Annotated in this window: 20 protein-coding genes and 2 tRNA genes; 13 read left to right on the forward strand and 9 right to left on the reverse strand. The window is 64.2% G+C overall.

The genetic code is table 11. The features are described from left to right. The first annotated feature begins 15 nt into the window (after positions 1–15). The 6 genes from HU144_RS09805 to HU144_RS09830 all read left to right on the forward strand — a co-directional run bounded on the left by HU144_RS09805 (position 16) and on the right by HU144_RS09830 (position 4,507). Complete coding sequence (locus HU144_RS09805) at positions 16–1,104, forward strand: lipoate--protein ligase family protein (protein ID WP_235351201.1); 1,089 nt, start codon at positions 16–18, stop codon at positions 1,102–1,104. After that, positions 1,101–1,601: a hypothetical protein gene (locus HU144_RS09810; protein WP_235351202.1), complete on the forward strand. Its 501-nt coding sequence runs from the start codon at positions 1,101–1,103 to the stop codon at positions 1,599–1,601. Before HU144_RS09805 ends, HU144_RS09810 begins: the two co-directional genes overlap by 4 nt. Continuing rightward, positions 1,562–2,428 (forward strand): peptidase E, encoded by an 867-nt coding sequence (locus tag HU144_RS09815; RefSeq protein WP_235351203.1) that lies wholly within the window; start codon positions 1,562–1,564, stop codon positions 2,426–2,428. The genes HU144_RS09810 and HU144_RS09815 overlap by 40 nt, the downstream gene beginning before the upstream one ends. 263 nt (positions 2,429–2,691) lie before the next feature. Continuing rightward, the gene (thyX, locus tag HU144_RS09820; protein WP_235351204.1) at positions 2,692–3,477 is read left to right on the forward strand and encodes an FAD-dependent thymidylate synthase; all 786 of its coding nucleotides are present in this window, start codon (positions 2,692–2,694) and stop codon (positions 3,475–3,477) included. 1 nt (position 3,478) lies between these two features. Beyond that, complete coding sequence (locus HU144_RS09825; protein WP_235351205.1) at positions 3,479–4,057, forward strand: maltokinase N-terminal cap-like domain-containing protein; 579 nt, start codon at positions 3,479–3,481, stop codon at positions 4,055–4,057. Between the two features lie 15 nt (positions 4,058–4,072). Next, positions 4,073–4,507 carry an HIT family protein gene (locus tag HU144_RS09830; RefSeq protein WP_235351206.1) on the forward strand — a complete coding sequence of 145 codons (435 nt, stop codon included), beginning with the start codon at positions 4,073–4,075 and terminating at the stop codon, positions 4,505–4,507. Between the two features lie 64 nt (positions 4,508–4,571). Here HU144_RS09830 and HU144_RS09835 read toward each other — a convergent pair whose 3' ends face one another. From HU144_RS09835 to HU144_RS09845, 3 genes are all read right to left on the reverse strand, one after another. Next, positions 4,572–5,624, reverse strand: coding sequence for a zinc-binding dehydrogenase (locus tag HU144_RS09835; RefSeq protein ID WP_235351207.1), 1,053 nt, complete (start codon positions 5,622–5,624; stop codon positions 4,572–4,574). A 68-nt stretch (positions 5,625–5,692) separates the two neighbouring features. Then, entirely contained in the window at positions 5,693–6,673 is a 981-nt protein-coding gene (locus HU144_RS09840) for a 3-methyladenine DNA glycosylase (RefSeq protein ID WP_235351208.1), read from the reverse strand. Then, complete coding sequence (locus tag HU144_RS09845) at positions 6,670–9,453, reverse strand: ATP-dependent RNA helicase (protein WP_235351209.1); 2,784 nt, start codon at positions 9,451–9,453, stop codon at positions 6,670–6,672. Before HU144_RS09845 ends, HU144_RS09840 begins: the two co-directional genes overlap by 4 nt. A gap of 73 nt (positions 9,454–9,526) precedes the next feature. On the opposite strand from HU144_RS09845, the gene HU144_RS09850 reads away from it, so the two are divergent. The 5 genes from HU144_RS09850 (at position 9,527) to HU144_RS09870 (ending at position 13,565) form a co-directional block, all read left to right on the forward strand. Beyond that, complete coding sequence (locus tag HU144_RS09850; protein ID WP_235351210.1) at positions 9,527–10,333, forward strand: fumarylacetoacetate hydrolase family protein; 807 nt, start codon at positions 9,527–9,529, stop codon at positions 10,331–10,333. 166 nt (positions 10,334–10,499) lie between these two features. Further along, positions 10,500–11,912, forward strand: coding sequence for a glutamate--tRNA ligase (gltX, locus tag HU144_RS09855; RefSeq protein WP_235352682.1), 1,413 nt, complete (start codon positions 10,500–10,502; stop codon positions 11,910–11,912). Positions 11,913–11,914: 2 nt separating this feature from the next. Continuing rightward, complete coding sequence (locus tag HU144_RS09860) at positions 11,915–13,204, forward strand: alpha/beta fold hydrolase (protein WP_235352683.1); 1,290 nt, start codon at positions 11,915–11,917, stop codon at positions 13,202–13,204. A 178-nt stretch (positions 13,205–13,382) separates the two neighbouring features. Beyond that, positions 13,383–13,454 (forward strand) — tRNA-Gln (locus HU144_RS09865). 38 nt (positions 13,455–13,492) lie between these two features. Next, a tRNA-Glu gene (locus HU144_RS09870) sits at positions 13,493–13,565 on the forward strand. A gap of 196 nt (positions 13,566–13,761) precedes the next feature. Here the strand turns inward: HU144_RS09870 and HU144_RS09875 are convergent. Next, entirely contained in the window at positions 13,762–14,673 is a 912-nt protein-coding gene (locus tag HU144_RS09875; RefSeq protein WP_235351211.1) for a DUF4282 domain-containing protein, read from the reverse strand. 72 nt (positions 14,674–14,745) lie between these two features. After that, a complete protein-coding gene (locus HU144_RS09880) occupies positions 14,746–15,714 on the reverse strand; it encodes an aldose 1-epimerase family protein (RefSeq protein WP_235351212.1) in 969 nt (322 codons plus the stop codon). A 180-nt stretch (positions 15,715–15,894) separates the two neighbouring features. Here HU144_RS09880 and galT point away from each other — a divergent pair, with 180 nt between their 5' ends. Together galT and galK are read left to right on the forward strand one after the other, a co-directional pair. Then, positions 15,895–17,031: a galactose-1-phosphate uridylyltransferase gene (gene galT / locus HU144_RS09885; protein WP_235351213.1), complete on the forward strand. Its 1,137-nt coding sequence runs from the start codon at positions 15,895–15,897 to the stop codon at positions 17,029–17,031. After that, positions 17,028–18,266, forward strand: coding sequence for a galactokinase (gene galK, locus HU144_RS09890; RefSeq protein ID WP_235351214.1), 1,239 nt, complete (start codon positions 17,028–17,030; stop codon positions 18,264–18,266). The genes galT and galK overlap by 4 nt, the downstream gene beginning before the upstream one ends. A gap of 47 nt (positions 18,267–18,313) precedes the next feature. On the opposite strand, the gene HU144_RS09895 is transcribed toward galK, so the two are convergent. From HU144_RS09895 to HU144_RS09910, 4 genes are all read right to left on the reverse strand, one after another. Further along, positions 18,314–18,634 (reverse strand): hypothetical protein, encoded by a 321-nt coding sequence (locus HU144_RS09895; RefSeq protein ID WP_235351215.1) that lies wholly within the window; start codon positions 18,632–18,634, stop codon positions 18,314–18,316. Positions 18,635–18,651: 17 nt separating this feature from the next. Then, positions 18,652–20,349 (reverse strand): sodium:solute symporter family protein, encoded by a 1,698-nt coding sequence (locus HU144_RS09900; RefSeq protein ID WP_235351216.1) that lies wholly within the window; start codon positions 20,347–20,349, stop codon positions 18,652–18,654. A 329-nt stretch (positions 20,350–20,678) separates the two neighbouring features. After that, positions 20,679–21,428, reverse strand: a complete 750-nt coding sequence (locus HU144_RS09905; protein ID WP_235351217.1) for a DeoR/GlpR family DNA-binding transcription regulator — start codon at positions 21,426–21,428, stop codon at positions 20,679–20,681. Between the two features lie 34 nt (positions 21,429–21,462). Next, positions 21,463–22,179: an IclR family transcriptional regulator gene (locus tag HU144_RS09910; protein WP_009882470.1), complete on the reverse strand. Its 717-nt coding sequence runs from the start codon at positions 22,177–22,179 to the stop codon at positions 21,463–21,465. Between the last annotated feature and the right edge of the window lie 77 nt (positions 22,180–22,256).

Consider the following 22,256-nt stretch of genomic DNA (forward strand, 5'->3'; position numbering starts at 1 on the left):
AGTAGGTTTGGAACCATGACGAACGACATGCACGAACCCCAGCGTTTTCACGCCGAATACAAGGTCATCGGCGGGAAGCTTGTGGTCGCCGATGTGGAGACCGACGGGAAGCACATCACCGAGGTCAAAATCTCCGGTGACTTCTTCCTCGAACCCGAAGAGGCCTATTTCGACCTCGCCCCCGCTCTTGTAGGCGCCAGCGTCATCGCCGACAACGCGAATCTGCGGCAGCGCCTCGATGCGGCGCTCGCCGGGTACGGCTCGGAACTGGCGATGCACGGATTCTCCACCTCGGACATCGCCACCGTCGTCCGCCGTGCTCTGGGGTCGGCGGCGAACTTCACCGACTTCGACTGGCAGGTCATCCGCGGCCAAGTGCTGCCCACGCAGCTCAATGTCGCACTCGATGAGGTGCTGCTGGAGGAAGTGGCGGCGGGACGTCGGAAACCGACGCTGCGATTCTGGGAGTGGGACGACACCGCCACGGTGATCGGAGCCTTCCAGTCCTATGTCAACGAACTCCGCCCAGAAGGCGTGGAGAAGTACGGCGTGCAGGTTGTGCGTCGCATCTCCGGCGGGGGAGCGATGTTCATGGAAGGCGGAAACTGCATCACCTATTCGATGTTCGTGCCGCCCTCGTTGGTCGCCGGCCTCGACTACGAGGAGTCCTACGTCTTCCTCGACCAGTGGGTGCTGGCAGCGCTGAAGAGCCTCGGCGTCGAGGCCTTCTACAAACCGATCAACGACATCTCATCCACCGGCGGCAAAATCGGGGGCGCGGCACAGAAGAGACTGCGCGATGGCACTCTGCTCCATCACGCGACGATGAGCTACGACATCGACGCCGACAGGATGGTCGAAGTCCTGCGCATCGGTGAGGCGAAGATCTCCGACAAAGGAGTCTCGAGCGCCAAGAAACGCGTCGACCCCCTCCGCAGCCAGACCGGCGAGGCGCGCAAGGACATCATCGATGTCATGGCCGATACATTCGCCGACCGCTACGGAGCAGACTTCGACACCTTCACCGCCGATGAACTGGAGAAGGCTCAGATCTTGGTTGACGAGAAGTTCGGCACCGAGAAGTGGACACACCGGGTGCCATGAGTGTGTCCCCAGGCGATCAAGGCCCCTGGTGGCAGGCCCAAGCGATGGCCCTTGCCGTGGAAGCGCAACGCCGGGAGCGACGGCAGGGAACCGTGCTCATCATCGTTTCGGCCGTGTTCGTGGCGGTCTCGTTGCTGTGTATGTTCGTCGGCGTTCTCCGCTTGATCGGTCTGGTGTGTCTGGTCTTCTTCGGTGCCTGTCTCTTCGGCGGCATCCTGAAGCGCAGGGACTCCAATTCCCGGACCACCTTCGTGCTCACGCTGTGGGTGGCGCTGCTGATGGGGCTCGGGATGGGACTCATGTTCATCTTCACACTCGCATCAGCGCTGACCTACGGGGCGAGCGGTCATCAGATCGTGGTGCTCGTCGTCGCAGCAATCGGCTTCCTGTTCTTCGGAATCGGTGCCATGGTGGCATTGGTGAAGGCTGGCCGAACGGGGCGGGAAGCCCGAGACCAATGGCAGAGCAGACGACCTCACGGGCCCACAGGGCGATGACGGATGATGCTCTGACACCCTCGACGATCATCGCTCTCGGTGGTGGCGGGTTCTCGATGTCGGAGTCCGGGACATCCGCCATCGATGACTACCTGCTTCGGCTGGCTAACACCGTCCACAGCAGACGCAGGACAGAAGCCGACCACCGCCGAGGTGGTGGCGAGCTCCCTCGCGTGTGCTTCGTCCCGACCGCATCGGGAGACAATCCCAATTACATCCACCGATTCGAGGCCGCGTTCGCCGGACGGGCCGAAACATCCGTGCTCTCGTTGTTCGGACAGAGCCCCTGGGGCTACCAGGACCCGAAGCTGCTTCTGAATATGGATCTCATCTACGTCGGTGGGGGATCCACCGCCAACCTGCTGACGCTGTGGCGTGACCACGGAGTCGATGACATGATGGCGCTCGCCGCTTCGCGGGGCACCATCCTGGCCGGAATCAGTGCCGGTGCCAACTGCTGGTTCGAGGCCTCGTCGACAGATTCGTTCGGGCCCCTGGCTCCGCTGAACGACGGCTTCGGACTCATCCCCGGAAGCGCCTGTCCGCACTATCACGGTGAACCCGGGCGGGCCGAGACCTTCCGAACATGGATCGAAGCCGGTCAGCTTCCTGGCCCCGGACTTGCCATCGATGACCATGCTGCGGTCGTCTTCGAAAACTCCAGAGCCGCCTCGGTGATTGCGGAGAAGTCCGAGGCACACGCCTACCTCGTCGACGGCCGAGGCGAAACACGACTCGACGCCGGCGGCGACAGAGGTGTCGACAGCGATCCTGTGAACGGCACCGACACCCACGCCGGCACTGTGCCCAGACAGGTGCTGCGATGAAGGATGAGCAGCAGACGGAGGCTCTCGCCTTCGCTCAGCGGCAGCAGCGCGGCGCCGCGTACCCTTCGTCTGCCAGCGCCGCACGCCCCCTCCCCAGCCAGCGCCGCATGCCCCCTCCCCGGCGGAACGGCCCTCCCGACAGTTCGCTTTTTCGCAGGCGATGAAGGTGTCTGGAAACATTCGGCACGGACCGTCGGACCACCTCGGCGATCTGGTCTGTAGGATTGGGAATCAATCAAGCCATACCCTGCACAAGGAGAGCCATGCGCCAGGTCGAACCGTCCGTAGAACTGCTCGCTAAACCCAGCATCGACTGGGAATCGATGAGGACATACCTCGACGAGGTGGGCGGAACTACCTGGGCGGATCGTGTCGAAGAGGCCGAGTCCCCGGACGCCGAGGACATCGTGGAGTTCTCCGGGCGCATGTGCTACCGCTCGTGGGAGCCGGGACTGAACCCGAACGTGTCCCGCGTGCGCACGGATTCGGCCCAGTATCTGGGCAACGTCATCGCCTCCCAGCATGGTTCGGTGCTCGAACACGCGAACTTCACCTTCGTGCTGCACAACGTCTCGCGGGTGCTCACCCACGAACTGATCCGCCACCGTGCAGGATCGGCGTTCTCACAGGAATCCCTGCGCTACGTCCGCCTGGCCGACATTCCGTTCTGGTTCCCCGAATGGGCACGTGAGGACTCGGAACTCATGGAACGCTCCCTCAAGGTCCTCGACACGCTCGAAGAGCACCAGAAGTGGATGACCGAGCACTTCGAACTCGACGAAGCCAGCACCAAGTTCTCCCACAAGAAGCACATGACCTCCTTCATGCGTCGCTTCGCTCCCGAGGGCCTGGCCACCGGCATCGTCTACACCGCCAACCTCCGCTCCCTGCGTCACGTCATCGAGATGCGCACCGCCAAGGGCGCTGAGGAAGAGATCCGATTGGTGTTCAACAAGATCGGTGAGGCCATGCTCAAAGAGGCCCCAGCGGTCTTCTCCGACTATGAAGTGGTCGACGGGGAATGGATCCCCGGGACCCGAAAGGCATGACATGGCTGACATCTACAACGCCGAACTCAATCCCGGAAAACTCGACGTCATCTCTGCCTGGCTGACCAAGCAGGCGTGGGCAGCCGAGGCCGATGTGGCTCCGGACTCGCTGCAGAAGGTCAGCTCCTACCGGTTGGATGATCCGGAAGGCAAGGTTGGGGCCGAGATCCACATCGTCGCCGCCGGTGACCGTGTCTTCCAGGTGCCCCTGACCTACCGCAGCGCAGAGTTGGCAGGTGCCGACAAGCACCTGATCGCCACCATGGAACATTCCATCCTCGGCAAGCGCTGGGTCTACGCCGGGATGGGCGACCCTCTCTTCCGGCAGCGACTGGACCACACGATCGCCACCGCCGGGACTTCTGCGAAGCAGTACCAAGTCGATGACGAGGGCAACAGAATCGAAGAGATCACCGATGTGGCTCATGCCTGGGGCACGGGTCCGCTTGCCGGAGCCGAAGACGTGCAGGTGCTGTATGAGCTCAACCTCGACTCACCGGCGGAGGGATCTGATGCGGGACTGCTCTTGGGCCGTTGGTCGGGCCAGGAGTCCGCGGTCGTCCTCGCCGTCATGGTGTGACGGGCTGACGCGCCGATGAGTCAGGACTGCCTGTTCTGCGGGATCGTCGCAGGTGACGTGCCGAGCGCGAAGGTCGCTGAGACGGATACGACCATCGCGTTCATGGACATCCAGCCGGGCTCCGACGGGCATCTGCTCGTCGTCCCGAAAAGTCACAGCACCGATCTGTGCGATATCCCGCCTGCCGACCTTGCCGACGTGGCGATCGAATCGCAGCGCATCGCGAAGCAGGTCTTTGACGTCTGGGGTGCCGATGGAGTCAACCTGCTCAACTGCTGCGGCAAGGACGCCTGGCAGTCGGTGTTCCACTTCCATATGCACGTCATTCCGCGCTACCGCGACAAGGGCAAGGACCGGCTCAGGCTGCCGTTCGCACCCGGAGTCCGCGGTGACGCCGAGCTGAACGAGGATCTTGCAGCGTCGATGAGGTCGTCGCTGGAGGATCGCTGAGCCAACTCAGCGGCCAGAATGCACCAGGTCGACGACCGGAATGCACTGGCTCAGCGACCCGATTTCACCGATTGAGGTCGATGATCGTCATCCCCGAACCGGTATTTGAGCCCAGAGCCTCCATGGCTGCTGGCGCCTCCTCGAGTCCGATGACGTTCGTGACCAGATCCTGCGGGCGCAACTTGCCGTCGACGACGAGGTCCAGCATCTCCGGGTATTCGGCCGCGGCCGTCCCGTGGGAGCCCAGCACGCTGAGCTCGAGGCCGATGACTCGTCCCACGTCGACGACAGGCGGCGCGGCCAGCAGTCCGATCTGCACGTGTCGACCCAAGGGCGCCAGCGAGGCGATCGCGGCAGTGATCGTGTCCTCACGGCCGAGGGCATCCACGCTCACTGCCACACCTTCGGGGCATCGATCCGAGATCTGCGCGACCACCTCGGCGGAGAGTTCGTCCGGGTTCTTGCCGGTGGCGTTGACCGTGTACGCCGCTCCATGCTCACGCGCCCGGTCAAGCGCAGCCTCGCTGACGTCGACCGCGATGACCCGAGCACCGATGGCACGGGCGATCATGATCGCAGACAGGCCGACTCCGCCGCAGCCGAAGACGGCAACTGTCTCACCCTCGTGAAGGTTCGCCCGCACGCGCAGTCCGTGGAAGGCTGTGGCGAATCGGCAGCCGAGTCCCACCATCGCCGAGGCGGGGAGATCCTCCGGAACAGCGATGAGATTGGCATCGGCGTTGTGGATGACCACCTGATCCGCCCAGGATCCGAGGTGGGTGAACCCGGGCTGAGTCTGATCGGGACACACCTGTGCGTTCCCGCTCAAGCACCACTGGCAGCGACCGCAGCCGCACACGAATGGCACGGTCACACGCTGTCCGGTGTGGAATTTCGTGACGTTGGGCCCCGCTGAGGCTATGCGTCCGACCAGCTCGTGCCCGGGCACGTGGGGCAGCGTGATCGTCGAATCGTGGCCTGACCAGGCGTGATTGTCGCTGCGACACACTCCGGTGGCTTCGACGTCGATGACGACGCCAGAACCGGGGGTGGAGGGAGGCTCGATGTCTCTCAGCTGAGGGAGGACAGAGAATTCTTCATAGACGATTGCGCGCACACATCGATCCTATGCAGAGGCGTTCCTGTTGCACAGCGCGGTCCACACTGTGTGCCGGCCGACGAAATCTACCGGGCGTGGATTCCGACGTGGTTCAGAGCGTCGAGCAGTCGCTGCCGCAGGTCCTGCGCACGTTCGGAGAATGCCTTCTGCCGGTCCATGTATTCGGCCTTGCCCGCGGCGGTTTCGATGGCGACGACACCGTAGCCCCATCCGCGCAGATCGTAGGGTGAGGCCTCCATATCGAGGGTGCGGATGTCGAGCGCCAGATCGAAGCAGTCGACGACGAGGTCGGAGGGGGCGATGGGGCCGATCTTCATCGCCCATTTGTACAGGTCCATTCCTGCGTGCAGACAGCCGGGCTGTTCGTTGGCCACCATGGACTCGCGGGTGGGTTGCAGTGTGTTGCGGGGCCGGGCGGGTTCGGTGAAGAAGCGGAACGCGTCGTGGTGCGAGCACTGGATCCGGTGGCTCTCGACGACGGCATCGGTGGCCTCATGGCTGAGGCGCAGCGGCACCTGCTGGTGGCGGCGCTGTTCTTCGCTGAGTTTGTAGACCATTGCCCATTCGTGGATGCCGAAGCACCCGAAGTTCGCCTCACGGTGGAGGGTCGACTGGAGCAGTGAGGCGATGAACTTCGCCCCATCGCCCCGGTCTTCGCGCCAGGCTTCGACATCGACCTCGGCGACCGTGCCGGCAAGGTTCGTTTGGTACCAGCGTCGGTCGAAATAGGACCGATCGGCTTCAGTGGCCAGTTCGAGCAGCACGCCGGGGCCGGGGTTCCATTTGGCCAGCTGACCCGCTTTGAACGGATAGTAGGTGAATAGGAAGTCTTCGACCGGGTGCTTCTCGCCCTTGAGACGGCGGGCGAGGTGCGCATCGGTCCTGTCTGCGATCCTCGTTGCGTGATGATCACGCAGGCCGCGCCACCTGGACGCGCTGATCGCAGCACCGGCGGTTCCTGCAGCACCGGCGGTTCCTTCGGCAGCATCATTGGCAGCACCGAGCAAGTCGGTGCTGTCGGCTGTCAGCGAGGCGGCGGAGGTCACCGCTTCATTGTCCCAGACCGCTTGGTCCCGCGCAGCGGGGGTGCTGTCAGCGGATCCTCGGGCCATGAATGCTTCGGATACCGTCCGCGGTTCTCCGCTCTGACGTGGGAATACGCATTTGCCCAGAAGGATGCGAGATCGCTGGTGACCGCCAACGGTCGACGGGCGGGGGACAGAAGGTGGACCACAACGGGCACCCGGCCCTCACACACGTTCGGAGCCGTCTGCCAACCGAAGCACTCCTGGAGCCTGACCGCGAGAACCGGCCCCTGCTCGGACTCGGAATCCGAATCCACAATGTCGGGATCGGGGTAGTCGAGGCGGATCCGTGAACCGCTGGGCACCTCGATGCTCACCGGCACCAACTCCTCGAAGCGGGCCGCCTGCGGCCAGGGCAGGAGCGTGCGCAGCGCCGACACCAGATCGACCTTGCTCGGGTCCGCCCCACGTGCGATCCGATCCAGGGCCGCCGGGCACCAGTCGATCAGGGTCTGGGACAGCCGCGACCAGCGCACGTCCGGCCACGGAGGCCCATAGACGGCGTACAGCAGCCCCAATCGGGACCGCAGCTCTTCGAATGCCTCGCTGGGTCGCAGAATCTCGCGGGCCCCGCGCTGGCGCACAGACGCGGCGATCGCCGACCGGGCCAGATCCGGGCTCGCCTTGATCGGCGTGGCAGTGAGTTCGATGCCGCCGAGGCGGGTCCGGCGCACCGCACGCACCTTCCCCTGATCGAAGGTCGCAGTCTCCTCGGTCGCCATCAGTCCGGCGCCTGCAAGCTCAGCGGTGTCCTCGTCGATGACCACAGCAGCCCTGATTACGGCGCAACCGCCCGAGAGTCCGACGTCGGAGATCGCCAACCACGGGCTGCCCTGCAGAGACGAATTCCGGGGCAGGGACGCCGCCGTGCCGGATGCCAGCAGATACTCGGACGCAGAGGAGCTGCGCAGCCGCCCGATCTGCAGCGGGTGGGCAAGCGCCACCACGAGACCCAGATCATCGGGGCGCAGGGAACCACCCCGAACTGAGCTGTGGTCCTGCGCTTGGCGGACTGCTGCGTCGCGGCTGGCTGTGTCGTTCCCGGCTGAATTGCGCCCGGCAGCCTCGCGTGCAGCAGAGTCTCGTGCAGCACCGCCGGGCGGATCCGAGAACTCCGCGGCCAGGCCCGCGAAGCGCTTCACATCGTGGACGAACCGCCGGTCCTTGCTGCGCCGCAGCTCGCGCAGGGTGGCCACGAGGTCGGCGCCAGGAGCCCGCTGCTCAGATTCGATCACAGCGATCGCCTCGGCTGCCGCGGTCGGGGACAGCATTGCGGCTCCGTCGAAGAGACCTCGCGCCGACCACACGGAGGCGGGAATCCGGGCGATTGCCCGCCCCAGCTCCGTCACGGTGACAGCGGCGTCCCTGAGCGCCCCAGCCTCGGCGCTCGCCCTGCCTTCACCGACCGTCTTCTCTGCGGATTCTGCGATCTCGATCGCCCCGAGGGCCACGAGATTCTCTATGGCCAGGCGGTGCGGGCCCTCTGGCATCGGATCCGGCAGCAGGTCCGTGTCGCCGCCCCACACGGCGAGGGTCAGGACTGCCGAAGTGAGATCGGAGGTCGCGATCTCCGCCGGTGTGTGCTCGGGCAGACTCGCCCAATCCGGTTCGGACAGGCAGCGATAGACCGTGCCCGGGCCCAGCCGTGAGGCGCGACCACCACGCTGAGTTCCCGAAGCCTTGGACTCACGGGTCGTGACCAGCCCCGACATTCCACGACGAGTGTCCAAACGCGGGCCTCTGGCCAGTCCCGAGTCGACGACGATGCTCACCCCGGGAACAGTCAGAGCCGACTCCGCGACCGAGGTCGACACGATCACGCGACGATGGCCAGCCTCGGCGGGATGGGGGCGCAGGATCGCATCCTGATCCTTGGCCGGAGTGCGTCCGAGCAGAGTGTGGACTTCTGTCCCCGCGTCGGTGTGAGGCGACCGGGTGATCCGTGCAGCGATCTCCTCGACTTCCCGGGCGCCGGGGGCGAACACGAGCACGTCGCCGCGCTCGTGCCGAGACAGGGAATCGATGGTCGTTCGCGCCACGTGATCGAGGAAGTCCCAGGTCACCCCGCGTGCATTCAGAGGTCGCTGCTTCGCCGGTGCCCACCTGACGTCGAGGGGATGGACCTCGGCGGCGACCGAGAGCAGCACGGCAGTGCTGTCTCCGGAGCCCAAGCGTCTCGCCCACAACCTGGCATCAAGGGTCGCCGACATGACGACGAGACCAAGGTCATCGCGCAGATCGACGAGCTCTCGACACAGCGCGAACGTCAGATCGGTGTCCAGTTGCCGTTCGTGCACTTCATCGAGGATGACCGCCGAAACTCCTGCCAACTCGGGATCGCGCAGCAGCCGGCTGAGCAGCACTCCCGTGGTCACGAACTCGATTCGCGTGCGCGCAGAGGTTCGCGATTCGCCGCGAACCGTGAACCCGATGTCCTCGCCGAGGCGGGTCCCCGTCAGCGTCGACAGTCGCCTCGCCGCTGCTCGAGCCGCCATGCGCCTTGGCTGGGTGACGATGATGCGCCCCAGGTCAGCGGATGAATCAGCGGGCCCGGTCAGTCTCCCGGTCAGATGCTCGGCGATGAGCGGGGGCACCAAGGTGGTCTTGCCGGTTCCAGGCGGGGCCTCGACGACCAGACGGGGGAAGGTACCGACAGAGGAGTGCGCCAACTGGTCGATGAGCGCAGCAGCGGGCAGGCCCGCAGAGATGGTCTGCAGGTCGAAGCGTCGAGAATCGGGCATGTCCCCAGTGTCTCAGCCGAAAGCCTGAAAGCCCGTGTGCCAGGGACTCAGGCGACTGACTAGACTGGGGCACATGCGTATTGCCAGATTTGTGCACCAGGATGAACCCAAATACGGAGTCGTCGAAGGCGACGTGCCGCAGATTGAGGACGGCACGTGGGACACGTCCGGTCTCAGCCTCGCCGTTCTCGACCAGGACCCGTTCTTCGCTCCGGCCCAGTCGACGGGGGAGCGGCTGAAGTTCGACGATGTTCGTCTGCTCAGCCCGATCCTGCCGCGGTCGAAGGTCATCGGCGTCGGCCGCAACTTCGCCGATCATGCCGCCGAGCTCGGCAATGAGGTGCCCGTCAGCCCACTGACCTTCTTCAAGCCCAACACCGCGGTCATCGGCCCCGGAGACCCGATCCGTCTGCCCGCCATCAGCGAATACGTGTCCTACGAAGCCGAGCTGGCCGTCATCATCGGGCGCGTCGCCAAAGGCGTGAAGGCAGAGAACGCCTTCGACTACGTCCTCGGCTACACCGCGAGCAACGATGTCACACTGCGGGACATCCAGAAGTCGGACAAGCAGTGGACCCGGGCGAAGGGCTTCGACACCTCGAGCCCACTTGGACCATGGATCGAAACCGAACTCGATGTCGATGACCTCTCCATCCGATCCTGGGTCGACGGGGAGCTGAAGCAGGACGGCACAACCGCCGACTTCATCTTCGACATCCCGACGATCATTGAGCACCTGAGCGAAACGATCACCTTGCTGCCCGGAGACGTCCTGCTCACCGGCACTCCCGCCGGCGTGGGCCAGATTGTCGCCGGAAACCGTGTCGATATCGCTATCGACGGCCTCGGAGTCCTTACCAACATGGTCATGGACGCCTGAGACCAGCACACACATCACCAGCTCAAGCCCCACACCGCAGCAGCCCCACACCGCAGCAGCCCCACAACGCAACAGCCGCACAACTCGCAGCACCAGAGACCGAAGGATCACAGTGAGCGTCAAAGTTCGTTTCTGCCCATCACCCACCGGCACCCCGCACGTCGGTATGGTCCGCACCGCCCTGTTCAACTGGGCATATGCGAAGCACACCGGCGGAAAGTTCGTCTTCCGCATCGAGGACACCGACGCCGCCCGTGACACCGAGGAGAGCTTCGGCCAGGTCCTCGAGGCCATGAAGTGGCTCGGCCTCGACTGGGATGAAGGCATCGACGTCGGCGGACCCGACGGGCCCTACCGCCAGTCCCAGCGCGGCGACATCTACGCCGGCGTGATCGAGAAGCTCAAGGCCGCCGGACACATCTACCAGTCCTACTCGACCAACGAAGAGGTCGAAGCCAGGCACAAGGCCGCAGGCCGCGACCCCAAGCTCGGCTACGACGGCTACGACCGGGACCTCACCGCCGAGCAGATCGCCGGTTTCAAGGCCGAGGGCCGCGAACCCGTCTGGCGTGTGCGCATGCCCGCCACCGACGTCACCTTCACCGACCTGGTGCGCGGAGAGATCACCTTCCGAGCGGGCACCATTCCCGACTACGTCGTCGTCCGTGCGAACGGTCAGCCGCTGTACACCCTGGTCAACCCCGTCGACGATGCCCTCATGGGCATCACCCATGTGCTGCGCGGTGAGGACCTGCTGTCCTCGACCCCACGTCAGGTCGTGCTCTACGAAGCGCTCAAGGACATCGGAGTCGCCGAGGCAACCCCCGAGTTCGGTCACCTGCCCTATGTGATGGGCGATGGCAACAAGAAGCTGTCCAAGCGCGATCCGGAATCCAACCTGTTCCTCCACCGCGACAACGGCTTCATCCCCGAAGGCATCATCAACTACCTGGCCCTGCTCGGCTGGTCCATCGGACCCGACCGAGACGTGTTCAGCGTCAAGGAGTTCGTCGAGGCCTTCGACATCCACGATGTTCTGCCTAACCCCGCCCGCTTCGATGTGAAGAAGGCGACGTCGATCAACGCCGACCACATCCGGCTCCTCGACGTCAGCGACTTCCGTGACCGTCTCGTGCCCTATCTCCAGGCCGCCGAGGTGCTCCCGGAGAAGCCATCGGAGGCTCAGCTGGAGATCCTCAGCCAGGCGGCTCCGCTCGTGCAGACGAGGATGAACCTCCTCGGTGAGGCACCCGGCCTGCTTGCATTCCTGTTCACTCCCGATGCCGAGCTGACCATGGCCGAGGACGGTCTGAAGACCCTGAAGGATTCGGCGCCCGAGGTGCTCGCCGCCTCGATCGAGGTCCTCGAAGGAGTCGAGGACTGGACGACGGACACGCTGCACGAAACGCTTCAGGTCAAACTGGTCACCGAGATGGAGATCAAGCCTCGACTGGCCTTCGGCCCACTGCGCGTGGCCGTGTCGGGACGTAAGGTCTCACCACCTCTGTTCGAGTCGATGGAGATCCTCGGCAAGGACTCGTCACTGACTCGCCTGCGGGCACTGGCAGCCCAGCTGTGACGATGCTCAATCAGGCGGCCTGGACGAGTGGGGGACTGCACCTGAAGGACGTGACCTTCGAAGCCCCGCTCGACCACTTCGGTGGGGGAGCAGGACGGTCCGCGGCCACCTCGGCGCCCATCGAGGTCTTCGCCCGGATCACCGCGGCCGAGGCCGACAGCACCAAGCCGTACCTCGTGTACCTGCAGGGCGGTCCGGGTGTCGAAGCACCCAGACCCACCACCCCCGTCGGCGAGTCCACCTGGTTGGCGCGAGCACTCGAGGACTTCCAAGTCGTCATGCTCGACCAACGCGGAACCGGGAGATCGAGTCCCATCGGCTCCGTGGACGGACGCATCACCGGTCTCGACGGGCTCGGCGAGGCCCCTGCAGACATCGCTGCGGCGCTGAGCCACTACCGTGCCGATTCGATCGTCGAGGACGCTGAGATCCTGCGCCGCGGGCTGGGAGTCGACTCCTGGTCGCTGCTGGGGCAGTCGTTCGGAGGATTCACCGCCCTGCGGTATGTCTCCGCGCATTCGGAATCGCTGAACGAGGTCTACTTCACCGGCGGACTGCCGGCGATCGGCACCGACCCCGCCACCGTGTACGCCACGACGTGGGAAGGCATGAAGCGGAAATCAGAGCAGTTCTACCGAGCATTCCCCGGTGACCGCGACAAGCTCGCCCGGATCATCGACCTCGCCGAGGCGGATGGGGGCATCGCGCTGCCCGGCGGAGCCCGCGCCACGACGGAACGCATCCGGCTCCTCGGGCACTTCCTCGGAGCCTCCGACGGACCCGAGAAGCTGCACTACCTGCTGGACCTGGACCCCGCCTCGGCGGCATTCCGTCATGATCTGGCTGCCGCACTGCCGTTCTCTGGACGAAATCCGCTCTACGCCGTGGTCCACGAGTCCTGCTGGGCCGACGGTGCGGTCACCAACTGGGCAGCTCGGCGGGCAATGCCTGCGGACGTCGAATCCGATCCGACCCTTTTGGCCGGCGAGCACGCCGGGCCCGAGTCACTTGCCGAGGATCCGGAGCTTGCCCCCTTCGCCGAGGTGGCCCAGATCGTGGCACAGCACGAATGGCCCAGGCTCTACGACGTTGATGCGCTGCGGGCCTCAAACGTGCGCGGAGGCGCAGCGGTGTACTTCGAGGACGCCTACGTTCCTCCGGAGTACTCACTGGCCACAGCGGACCTCCTCGACGGAGTCACGCCATGGGTGACGAACGAGTACGAGCACAACGGACTGCGTGCTGACGGATACCGGGTGCTCGATCGCCTCATCTCCCTGGCGCGGACGTGAATTCGTTCGTGCACGTGGCACATCGTTCGAGCGAGAGGCAAATCGTTCTCGCTGGAAGCAATGTTAAGAAGGTCACACCGGAAATGAGCCCCGATGATTTGGAGTCGAGCGGGGGGTTTGTGTAGAGTTATATCTCGTTGCTCAGGGAAATTCCTTCGGGGATGAGCCTGGATAACATTGGGGTATGGTGTAATTGGCAGCACGAGTGTTTCTGGTACATTTAGTCTAGGTTCAAGTCCTGGTACCCCAGCGAACAGCATCGGGAGTATGACTCTGAGCTGTTTATTGGCCCCCGTCGTCTAGTGGCCTAGGACGCTGCCCTCTCAAGGCGGAAACGGCAGTTCGAACCTGCTCGGGGGTACGGTTGAGTCCCGCATCGAGGAATCGGTGTGGGGCTCGCTCTAATTCACGGCCATTCTTCTGCAGAAGTGCGAGCCGCCTTGAGCCTCGCCGGTCCGGATGTTGCTGAAGCAGTTCGCTCTGAGTCACAGGGCTCGGCGTCGAAGCCGATCACTGCAACTCAGAGCGAATGAACTCAGAGAGACTGCTGAGGCGACTCAGCGTCCGAGGGAGTCCGCGATCCTCTTCGTGTTCTCCGCAGTCTTGACGTTGGCCACGATGAGCTCGAGGGCCAATCGGACGAAGATCACCCAGAGGGCCGGAATGATCCAGCCGAAGATGATCGCCAGCAGCAGCGGCCACGGGCTGAAGCTCGGGCCGTCGCTGAGATAGCTGGTCGCCGCTCCCGCTGCTGCACCTGTGACGATTCCGCCGATGATGGATCCCAGCCAGGACAACGCGGCCACAACGATGGCGATGATGTAGATGAATCCCGCCCATCGCACGGCGATGAGATTATCGAAGCGGAAGTCGAAGAGCGACTTGAAGAAACCGCCGCTTCCGCCAGGCTTCTGCTGCGCTGCCGGCTGCTGGAAATTGCCCACCGGAGCGTGCTGAGAGCCGGCGTAATTTCCTTGGTTGTATGCAGCGTAGTCAGCATCCTGATAGTACTGACCCTGCTGGGCTGGCTGCCCGTATTGACCGTACTGATTCTGTGGGTCGTACTGACCACCTTGGTCGTACTGATCCTGAGGCGTGTACTGGCCACCTTGGCCGCCTTGCCCAAATTGCTGCTGCTGACCGAACTGGCTCTGCTGGTTGTACGGTTCCGACTGACCGAACTGGCTCTGTTGGCCGTTGTGCTGATCGGCCTGGCTGTACTGACCGCTCTGACTGAACTGTGAGCCTTGGCCATACTGGGCAGTGCCAGCATGCGACTGGGGGTCCCCTGGCTGTTCACCGAGACCGGGATCGTGAGCAGAGGGTACGTTCGCAGATGGTTCATGGGCCGTCTGTTCGTCGGCCGCGGGATCCTGCGGCCGGTTCAGGTCAGGATCAGGCTGATCGCCTGGGATGTTCTGATTGTTCTCTTCATCCGAACCGGAGTACGGGTTCTGTGGTGTCGACATAATCTTCCTTCGCACGAGTTGAAGCCGATAGTCGCAACTTATCAGTGCAAGCTGACTTTGCAGCCAGAACTCCTAACGCAAGGAGATGCTCCATTCCACGCTGAGTTCGCCCTGCGCGTCTATGACATCGAAATCCGAACCCGAGGCGAAGGCGTTGGGTGGACACGTCATCGGTTCGATGGCGATGGCGCTGCGGCGAAGCTGCGGGTCGAGTTCGTCTCCGGTGCACAACTGCCAGGCCCGGAAGTTCTCATCCATTCCGATGGTGACCGTCCTGTCGTCGGCTCCTCTCAACCTCACGCGCGACCACCCGTCGTCAGCGCGCTGCGGGGTGCCGAAGGCGTCATCGAGGATCGCCGGGCCAAGAGTGCGCAACGCGCGGAAGTCCTTGCAGAGGACGCAGGATGCTTCTTCAGGCCCGTGATCGGCGGGGATATACGATCCGGTGTCGAAATGCCGGATCGCCTGGGGGATGAGTCTGTCATCGGTCTCGAACCAGGTCTCTGCCGGAATGAGGAGCTGTGCCTGATCGACTCGTTCCGCGCCCGGATGGACCCAGGGATGAAAGCCGAAACCGAAGGGAGCGGGCTCCTGCCCGATGTTTCGCGCGAGAGCCAGGACCCGGAGCTCGCCACGGTCCTCGTATTCATGCCCACATTCGCCCTCGTCTTCACTCTCGACGAGGGTGTAGGTCACCTCAAGGGACAATTCAAAGGGATACCCCGGCGGGCCGGAGATGTCTGTTTCGAGCCGTACCGAGACTTCATTGCGTTCACTGACTTTCCAGTCGGTCTCGGCCACAAGACCATGCAGAGACGTTCCGCGTGAGACCTCGGTGATGGGCAGCTGGTGGGAGCGGCCGTTGAAGTCATAGCGTCCTTCGGCGATACGGTTCGGCCACGGTGCCAGCACAGCGCCATCGAAGGCAGACATCTGGACGACGACAGGACGACCCCCGACGGTGTAGTCGAGCAGAGCTGCTCCGCCTGTGGAGACGACTGCGCTGTCGTCGCCCAGGGCGAGCTCGATGAGATCGGTCATGCGACTCCTGAGCAGCTGGTGAGCGGATGTTCCAGTGTCCCAGAATTATACGCGAGATCTGGGATCTCTCCCATGCAGATGTTAGCATTATGATCGAAAATGATCAGTTTTGGGAGGTCTGATGGGTCAGTGCCGTTTTTCTCAATTCCACCGACGAGCCGTTGAACTCGTGGGCGTCCATTGAGCACGCATGTTCGTCGGAACACGCTTGCCGACGGCAGAGACATCCTGTTCTTCCAGGACGCAGATTCGACGGCGGCACCAGCTGCCGAGGACCATCGCCCCGCAGAACCGCGTCCGACCGGCGGACAGCTGCGCTTCGATCTGCTCACCGGCGAGTGGGTGGCCGTGGCCACACATCGCCAGTCGCGGACACATCTTCCCGCAGCCGCCGAATGTCCCCTCTGCCCCTCGACACCCGGACGACCAACCGAGATCCCCGTCGCCGACTACGACGTCGTCGTCTTCGAGAATCGGTTCCCTTCGCTGGGGCCTTCACTCGGAGTGGTGCCTGCTGATCCGAGGCAGAGATTCGCCGAGGCGGCCTCCGAGTCCGCACTGATCGCCCCGGCCCATGGGCGCTGTGAGGTCGTCGTCTTCTCGTCCGAGCACAACGGATCGTTCGCCGACCTCGACCCCGTGCGTGCCCGCACGGTCATCGATGCCTGGGCGAACCGGAGCAGCGAGCTCTCCGAACAAGAGGGAATCGAGCAGGTCTTCGTGTTCGAGAATCGTGGTGAGGAGATCGGTGTGACGATGAACCACCCACACGGCCAGATCTATGCCTATCCGTTCGTCACCCCGCACACCGTAATCACCTCGGCTCGAGCGGTGCAGCACAGACGTGAGACGGGCAGGCCGCTGATGGGCGACGTCCTCGACTTCGAACGCGGCTCGGGGGAGCGGATGGTCCTTGAGTCGGCATACTTCTCTGCCTTCGTGCCCTTTGCAGCTCGGTGGCCGGTCGAAGTTCACATCGTCCCGCATCGGCAGGTGCTGGGACTCGACGAACTCGACGAGGCCGAACGCGACGACCTCGCTGGCATCTATCCCGAGGTGCTGCGAAGGATCGACAACCTCTATTCGACTCCCACTCCATATATCGCAGCTTGGCATCAGGCGCCGGTCAACTGTGCCGACCGCTCGGCAGAGTGGATGCATCTCGAGATCACCAGCCCCAGGCGTGCTGAGAACAAGCTGAAGTTCCTCGCCGGATCCGAAGCGGCCATGGGAGCTTTCGTCGGCGACGTCTCCGCCGAAGAGACCGCTGCACGGCTGCGTGCGGCGTCGCCTGCGCTCAAGGACGGTCGCAGATGAGCGCGGCCACTGCTGCGACGGGTCCGAGCCTGCGCCGCGAGTTCGAAGCGGTGTTCGGCTATCGGCCGAACGACTGCTTCCGTGCTCCGGGGCGTGTCAATCTCATCGGAGAACACACCGACTACAACAACGGGTTCGTCCTTCCCATCGCCATTGACAGGGCTGTCCACGTGGCCATCGGCCGGCGTCCTCAGGACCGTTCGGAGGACCATGGACACGAAACTGCGGCACCGCCTCGGCGCGAGGAGAGCATCCGGATCGTCTCCGACCATCGGGACGAGTCGGGCGAGAGGCTCGCAGGCCAGTTCGCGGCCGAAGAACTCGTACCTGGAGCTCTGCCGAGCTGGCTCAGCCATCCGGCGGGTGTCGTCGATGAGATCGCCAAGACGACGGGCACAGTCGTCGGCGGCATCGACCTCTACATCGAATCGAGTGTCCCCGTGGGAGCCGGTCTGTCTTCCTCCCATGCCCTTGAGGTGGCGGTCCTCATCGCCCTCGACGAGATCTACGGGCTCGGACTCGACGATCGAGAGAAAGCCCTGCTGACCCAGCGCGCCGAGAACGACTTCGTCGGCGCTCCCACCGGAATCGTCGATCAGGCGGCCTCGATCATGACCGAGGCAGGGCATGCACTCTTCCTCGACTGTCGGGACCTCCGGACTCGACAGATCCCCTTCGATCTCGAAGCCGAAGGGCTGGCGCTGCTCGTCATCGATACCCGCGTGTCCCACTCCCACAGCGAGAGTGGATACGGCGACCGGCGGCGCACCTGTGAGGAGGCCGCCAGGATCTTCGGAGCCACGAGTCTGCGCGAACTGGATGAGAGCGTGGACCTTGGCCCGCTCAACGAGGAGCAGAAGAAGCGGGTGCGGCACGTCTTCAGTGAGAACGCCCGGGTCCGGGCCACCGTCGAACTCTTAGACGGCCACAGTGATGAGAGCCGCAGCATTCGCGGAATCGGCGAACTCCTGCTTGCCTCCCACGAGTCGCTGGCCCTCGACTATGAGGTCTCATGCACCGAACTCGACACCGCTGTTGCGGCGGCCATGTCGGCCGGCGCGATCGGAGCGCGGATGACCGGCGGCGGCTTCGGGGGATCGGCGATCGCACTCGTCGACGCGGCGAGTGTCGACCGGGTCGGCGAGGCCGTGCGCGCGATGTTCGCCGACCACGGATTCCGCAGGCCCGATATCTTCGCAGTCAGCCCGGGAAAGGGCGCTGGCAGAATCGCCTGACTCCGCGGCAGAATCGACCGACCGCGCAGCGGAGCCGCCTGGCCGGGCTAGGCGCGGGTATCGCCGGTCTCTGTCGTGCCGGTCCCGTCAGTTGCCTCGTTCCCGTCGCCCACCTCCGTCGACTCATCGGCGATGATGCGAATCGGGCGCAGCCTGGCCCAGGCGATGAAGAAGACTGCTGTGAGGATGAGGCCGATTCCGGTCCAGAGGTTGGCATCGATTCCGCCGGTCCGCTCCGCCTCGTCGGGGGTGTAGTCGACCATGCCTGCGATGACGAGGATGATTCCGAAGATCCCCAGCAGCACGCCGATGAAATTTCGGATGTCGAAGGCACCTGCGGTCTTGGTCAGTTCGGTGGCTTTGCTCATTGTTCTCACTTGCTCCTTCAGCCGAAGACCACGTTGAGGATGATGACGAGGACCAGCGCGACTCCCGCAACGGGCACCGGGCGTTTCCAGATCGGGGGCTTCGGTTCACTGAGATCGTCGAAGTCGGTCTTCGGCGTCTCCGAATAGACGAGCCCACGCAGTTCATGGGCAGGCTTCGGTGCGGTCCTGAAGGTGACGATCACCGAGAGGACGATATCGACGACGAACGCCGTGCTGGCGGCGAGGAACGCTGCTCCCTGACCGGGCAGGTCGAACACGCCGGTCTCGCTGAGGACGAAGACCGCGACGGCCGAGAGGGTGCCGCCGACCAGGCCGACCCAGCCGGCAGTCGGGCTCATGCGCTTCCAGAACATGCCGAGGATGAAGGTGGCGAACAGCGGTGCGTTGAAGAAGCCGAACAGAGTCTGCAGGTAGTCCATGAGGTTGGCGAAGTTGCCGGCGATGAGGGCGGTGAAGATCGCGACGATGCAGGCGCCGACCGTGGCGTAGCGGCCGACCTTGAGGTAGTAGGCGTCGTCGCGGTCCTTGACCACGTACTGCTGCCACAGGTCATAGCTGAAGACGGTGTTGAACGCAGAGATGTTGGCGGCCATGCCGGCCATGAACGCGGCGAGCAGGCCGGCGATGGCAACGCCGAGGAGACCGTTGGGCAGAACCTCGCGCATGAGCAGCAGGAGCGCATCGTTGTAGGTCACACCGGTCTGGGACTGGGCGGTCGCCTCGTCGACGCTGGACGCGATCTGCTTGAACTTCGTCATCTGGGTCACGAGGACCGCCGAGATCATTCCGGGAATGATGACGATGAACGGAATGAGCATCTTCGGGAAGGCGCCGAGGATCGGAGTCAGTCGTGCGGCATTGATGCTCTTCGAGGCCATGGCACGTTGGACCTCGACGAAGTTCGTCGTCCAGTAGCCGAAGGAGAGCACGAAGCCGAGCCCGAATACGATCCCGACCACCGAGAGCACCGGGTTGGAGAATCCGGAGAGCTGCTCTCCCGGCCAGCTGCTCAGCTGCTCTGCCCCGAGCATGCCGTCATTGCTGACCTTCGCCACGAGACCGTCCCAACCGCCCACGCGATTGAGGCCGATGATCGTCAGCGGCAGCAGGGCCGCGACGATGACGAAGAACTGAAGCACCTCGTTGTAGATGGCAGCGGTCAGCCCGCCGAGTGTGATGTAGGACAGAACGATGGCGGCAGCGACGACCAGGGCGATCCACAGCGGCCAACCGAGGAGACGATTGACGATCGTGCCGAGAAGGAAGAGGTTGACGCCGGCGATGAGGATCTGAGCGACGGCGAAGGACAGTGCGTTGACGAGGTGGGCGCCGGTGCCGAAACGCCTGCGCATGAACTCGGGAACGGACCGGACCTTCGAACCGTAGTAGAAGGGCATCATGACCACGCCGAGGAAGAGCATCGCCGGGACCGCGCCGATCCAGAAGTAGTGCATGGTCGGCATGCCGTACTGGGCGCCGGTGGCTGACATCCCCATGATCTCTACTGCACCGAGGTTCGCCGAGACGAAGGCCAAGGCTGTCACCCACGCCGGAAGGCTGCGCCCGGAGAGAAGGAATTCGATGCTCGAGGAGATGCCGCGCTTGGCGAACCAGCCGATTCCGAGGACGAATACGAAGTAGATCGCGATCAGCAGATAGTCGATCCACTGAGCGTCCAGGCGGATGTCTTCCAAGGTTCCTCCAACGTCTTCGGTGAATGGCCCCTTGTGATCAAAGCCACCTCAAACGGATACTCTAGAGGACAGATCGACCGATCTCCAGTGATCGAACATGAAAAGTTTTGATTGTTTATGATCGCTCGCCTGTGAGCGGGGATCCTTCCTCCGCCCTCGGCGTGTCGGAGGCAGCCACGACCTCGCCTGCGCCAGTACCTTCGCCGTCGGCCCCGTCGGCCTCAACTCCGCGTCTGCGCTCACGCTCCTTCGCCTGGACTCGCGAAAAGAGGACCTGTGCGACCGAGACGAGAATCCCCACGAAAGCCTCGCCCGGCGCAGGTCCTCGCTCAGCTCGCCGAGGTGGTGGTGACCTCGACATCGACGCCGGCGATGCGCAGTGCATCCAGCTCGGAGTCATCACTGCCGGAGTCCGTGATCAACTGGTCGATCTCCTCCGTGGGGACCGTGAGCACCGAGGAGCGCAGGCCGACCTTCGTGTGGTCGACGAGTGCGGTGACCTTTCCGGCTCCGGCGGCCATGGCTCGGTCGGTGTCGGCCACAGGGAATGCGGGAGTGGAGAGGCCGAAGTCCGCGGCCAGCCCGTTGCCCGAGAGGAATACCGTGTCCGCTCTCAGGCCGGTCAGCTGTGAGACCGTGCCGCCGCCGACGAAGGCTCGGATCGAATGGCGCAGAATTCCCCCGACGACGATGACTTCGACGTCGGGGGAGGAGACCATCGCCTCGGCGACGAGGAGGGAGTTGGTCACGATGCGGATGCCCGAGCGATCGCTGAGCTCCTTGGCCAGCAGCTCGGTCGTGGTGCCGGGGCCCAGGGCCACGACGTCACCGTTGCGCACATGCTTGGCTGCGGCCCGCGCAATCGCGGTCTTCTCAGCCAGTGCCTGCTCGAGCTTCTCTGCATACGACGATTCGCGGGCGCTGGAGAAGGCCACCGCGCCTCCGTGGGTGCGGGTCAGGCGTCCTTCATCGGCGAGCTGATCGAGATCGCGACGGACCGTCACCGCTGAGGTGCTCAGCAGATCCGAAAGGGCGGCGATGGAGACCGCACCGTCTCGTTCGATCGTCTCGATGATCACGTTTCGTCTTTGGGCGGCGATCATTAGGTTGTTCTCAGCCTCTGATGAGAGCTTCGCTCAAGGTCCGAGCCGCTTCGATGATGGACTTCGCGTGCAGGCGTCCCGGTTGACGTGTCAGACGGTCCACGGGACCGGAGATCGACACGGCGGCCACGACGCGATTGCTGGGTCCGCGCACCGGGGCCGAGACGGAGGCGACGCCTCGTTCACGTTCGGCTATCGACTGCGCCCAGCCTCGGCGACGGACACCGGAGAGCATGGTGGCGGAGAAGCGGGCACCACGCAGGCCGGTGTGCAGACGGTCGGGTTCCTCCCAGGCCAGGAGGACTTGGGCGGCGGAACCCGCGCGCATGCTCAGGGTGGCACCGATGGGCACCGAGTCGCGCAGGCCGACGGGACGTTCGGCAGCGGCCACGCACAGGCGCAGGTCGCCCTGACGGCGGAAGAGCTGCGCGGACTCGCCGGTCTGGTCGCGCAGCTGGCCGAGCACCGGTCCGGCCGCAGCGAGCAGGCGGTCCTCGCCGGCGGCCGAGGAGAGTTCGGCCAGACGTGGGCCGAGGACGAAGCGACCCTGCAGGTCACGTCCGACGATGCGATGGAATTCGAGCGCAACGGCCAGACGGTGGGCAGTGGGTCGGGCGAGTCCGGTCAGTGAGACCAGTTCGGCCAGTGATGCGGGTCCAGCCTCAAGGGCGGAGAGAACCATTGCGGCCTTGTCGATGACTCCGACGCCGCTACCATTGCTTGTCATAGACACTATTGTGCGCGTCTCAGTGGGCGAGATGCAAGTTCGAAATGCGATACGGGCGAGTAGGTTTCCTGTACGAA

Origin of the sequence: Brevibacterium sp. UCMA 11752 (genome assembly GCF_021532235.1) — a bacterium.
GTDB classification, from domain to species: domain Bacteria; phylum Actinomycetota; class Actinomycetes; order Actinomycetales; family Brevibacteriaceae; genus Brevibacterium; species Brevibacterium antiquum.

Bases quoted from the DNA above. Each gene is read 5' to 3' on its own strand.
- HU144_RS09805 (WP_235351201.1), top strand. From the start codon at position 16: ATGACGAACGACATGCACGAACCCCAGCGTTTTCACGCCGAATACAAG.
- HU144_RS09810 (WP_235351202.1), top strand. From the start codon at position 1,101: ATGAGTGTGTCCCCAGGCGATCAAGGCCCCTGGTGGCAGGCCCAAGCG.
- HU144_RS09815 (WP_235351203.1), top strand. From the start codon at position 1,562: ATGGCAGAGCAGACGACCTCACGGGCCCACAGGGCGATGACGGATGAT.
- thyX (WP_235351204.1), top strand. From the start codon at position 2,692: ATGCGCCAGGTCGAACCGTCCGTAGAACTGCTCGCTAAACCCAGCATC.
- HU144_RS09825 (WP_235351205.1), top strand. From the start codon at position 3,479: ATGGCTGACATCTACAACGCCGAACTCAATCCCGGAAAACTCGACGTC.
- HU144_RS09830 (WP_235351206.1), top strand. From the start codon at position 4,073: ATGAGTCAGGACTGCCTGTTCTGCGGGATCGTCGCAGGTGACGTGCCG.
- HU144_RS09845 (WP_235351209.1), bottom strand. From the start codon at position 9,453: ATGCCCGATTCTCGACGCTTCGACCTGCAGACCATCTCTGCGGGCCTG.
- HU144_RS09850 (WP_235351210.1), top strand. From the start codon at position 9,527: ATGCGTATTGCCAGATTTGTGCACCAGGATGAACCCAAATACGGAGTC.
- gltX (WP_235352682.1), top strand. From the start codon at position 10,500: ATGGTCCGCACCGCCCTGTTCAACTGGGCATATGCGAAGCACACCGGC.
- HU144_RS09860 (WP_235352683.1), top strand. From the start codon at position 11,915: ATGCTCAATCAGGCGGCCTGGACGAGTGGGGGACTGCACCTGAAGGAC.
- HU144_RS09875 (WP_235351211.1), bottom strand. From the start codon at position 14,673: ATGTCGACACCACAGAACCCGTACTCCGGTTCGGATGAAGAGAACAAT.
- HU144_RS09880 (WP_235351212.1), bottom strand. From the start codon at position 15,714: ATGACCGATCTCATCGAGCTCGCCCTGGGCGACGACAGCGCAGTCGTC.
- galK (WP_235351214.1), top strand. From the start codon at position 17,028: ATGAGCGCGGCCACTGCTGCGACGGGTCCGAGCCTGCGCCGCGAGTTC.
- HU144_RS09895 (WP_235351215.1), bottom strand. From the start codon at position 18,634: ATGAGCAAAGCCACCGAACTGACCAAGACCGCAGGTGCCTTCGACATC.
- HU144_RS09910 (WP_009882470.1), bottom strand. From the start codon at position 22,179: ATGACAAGCAATGGTAGCGGCGTCGGAGTCATCGACAAGGCCGCAATG.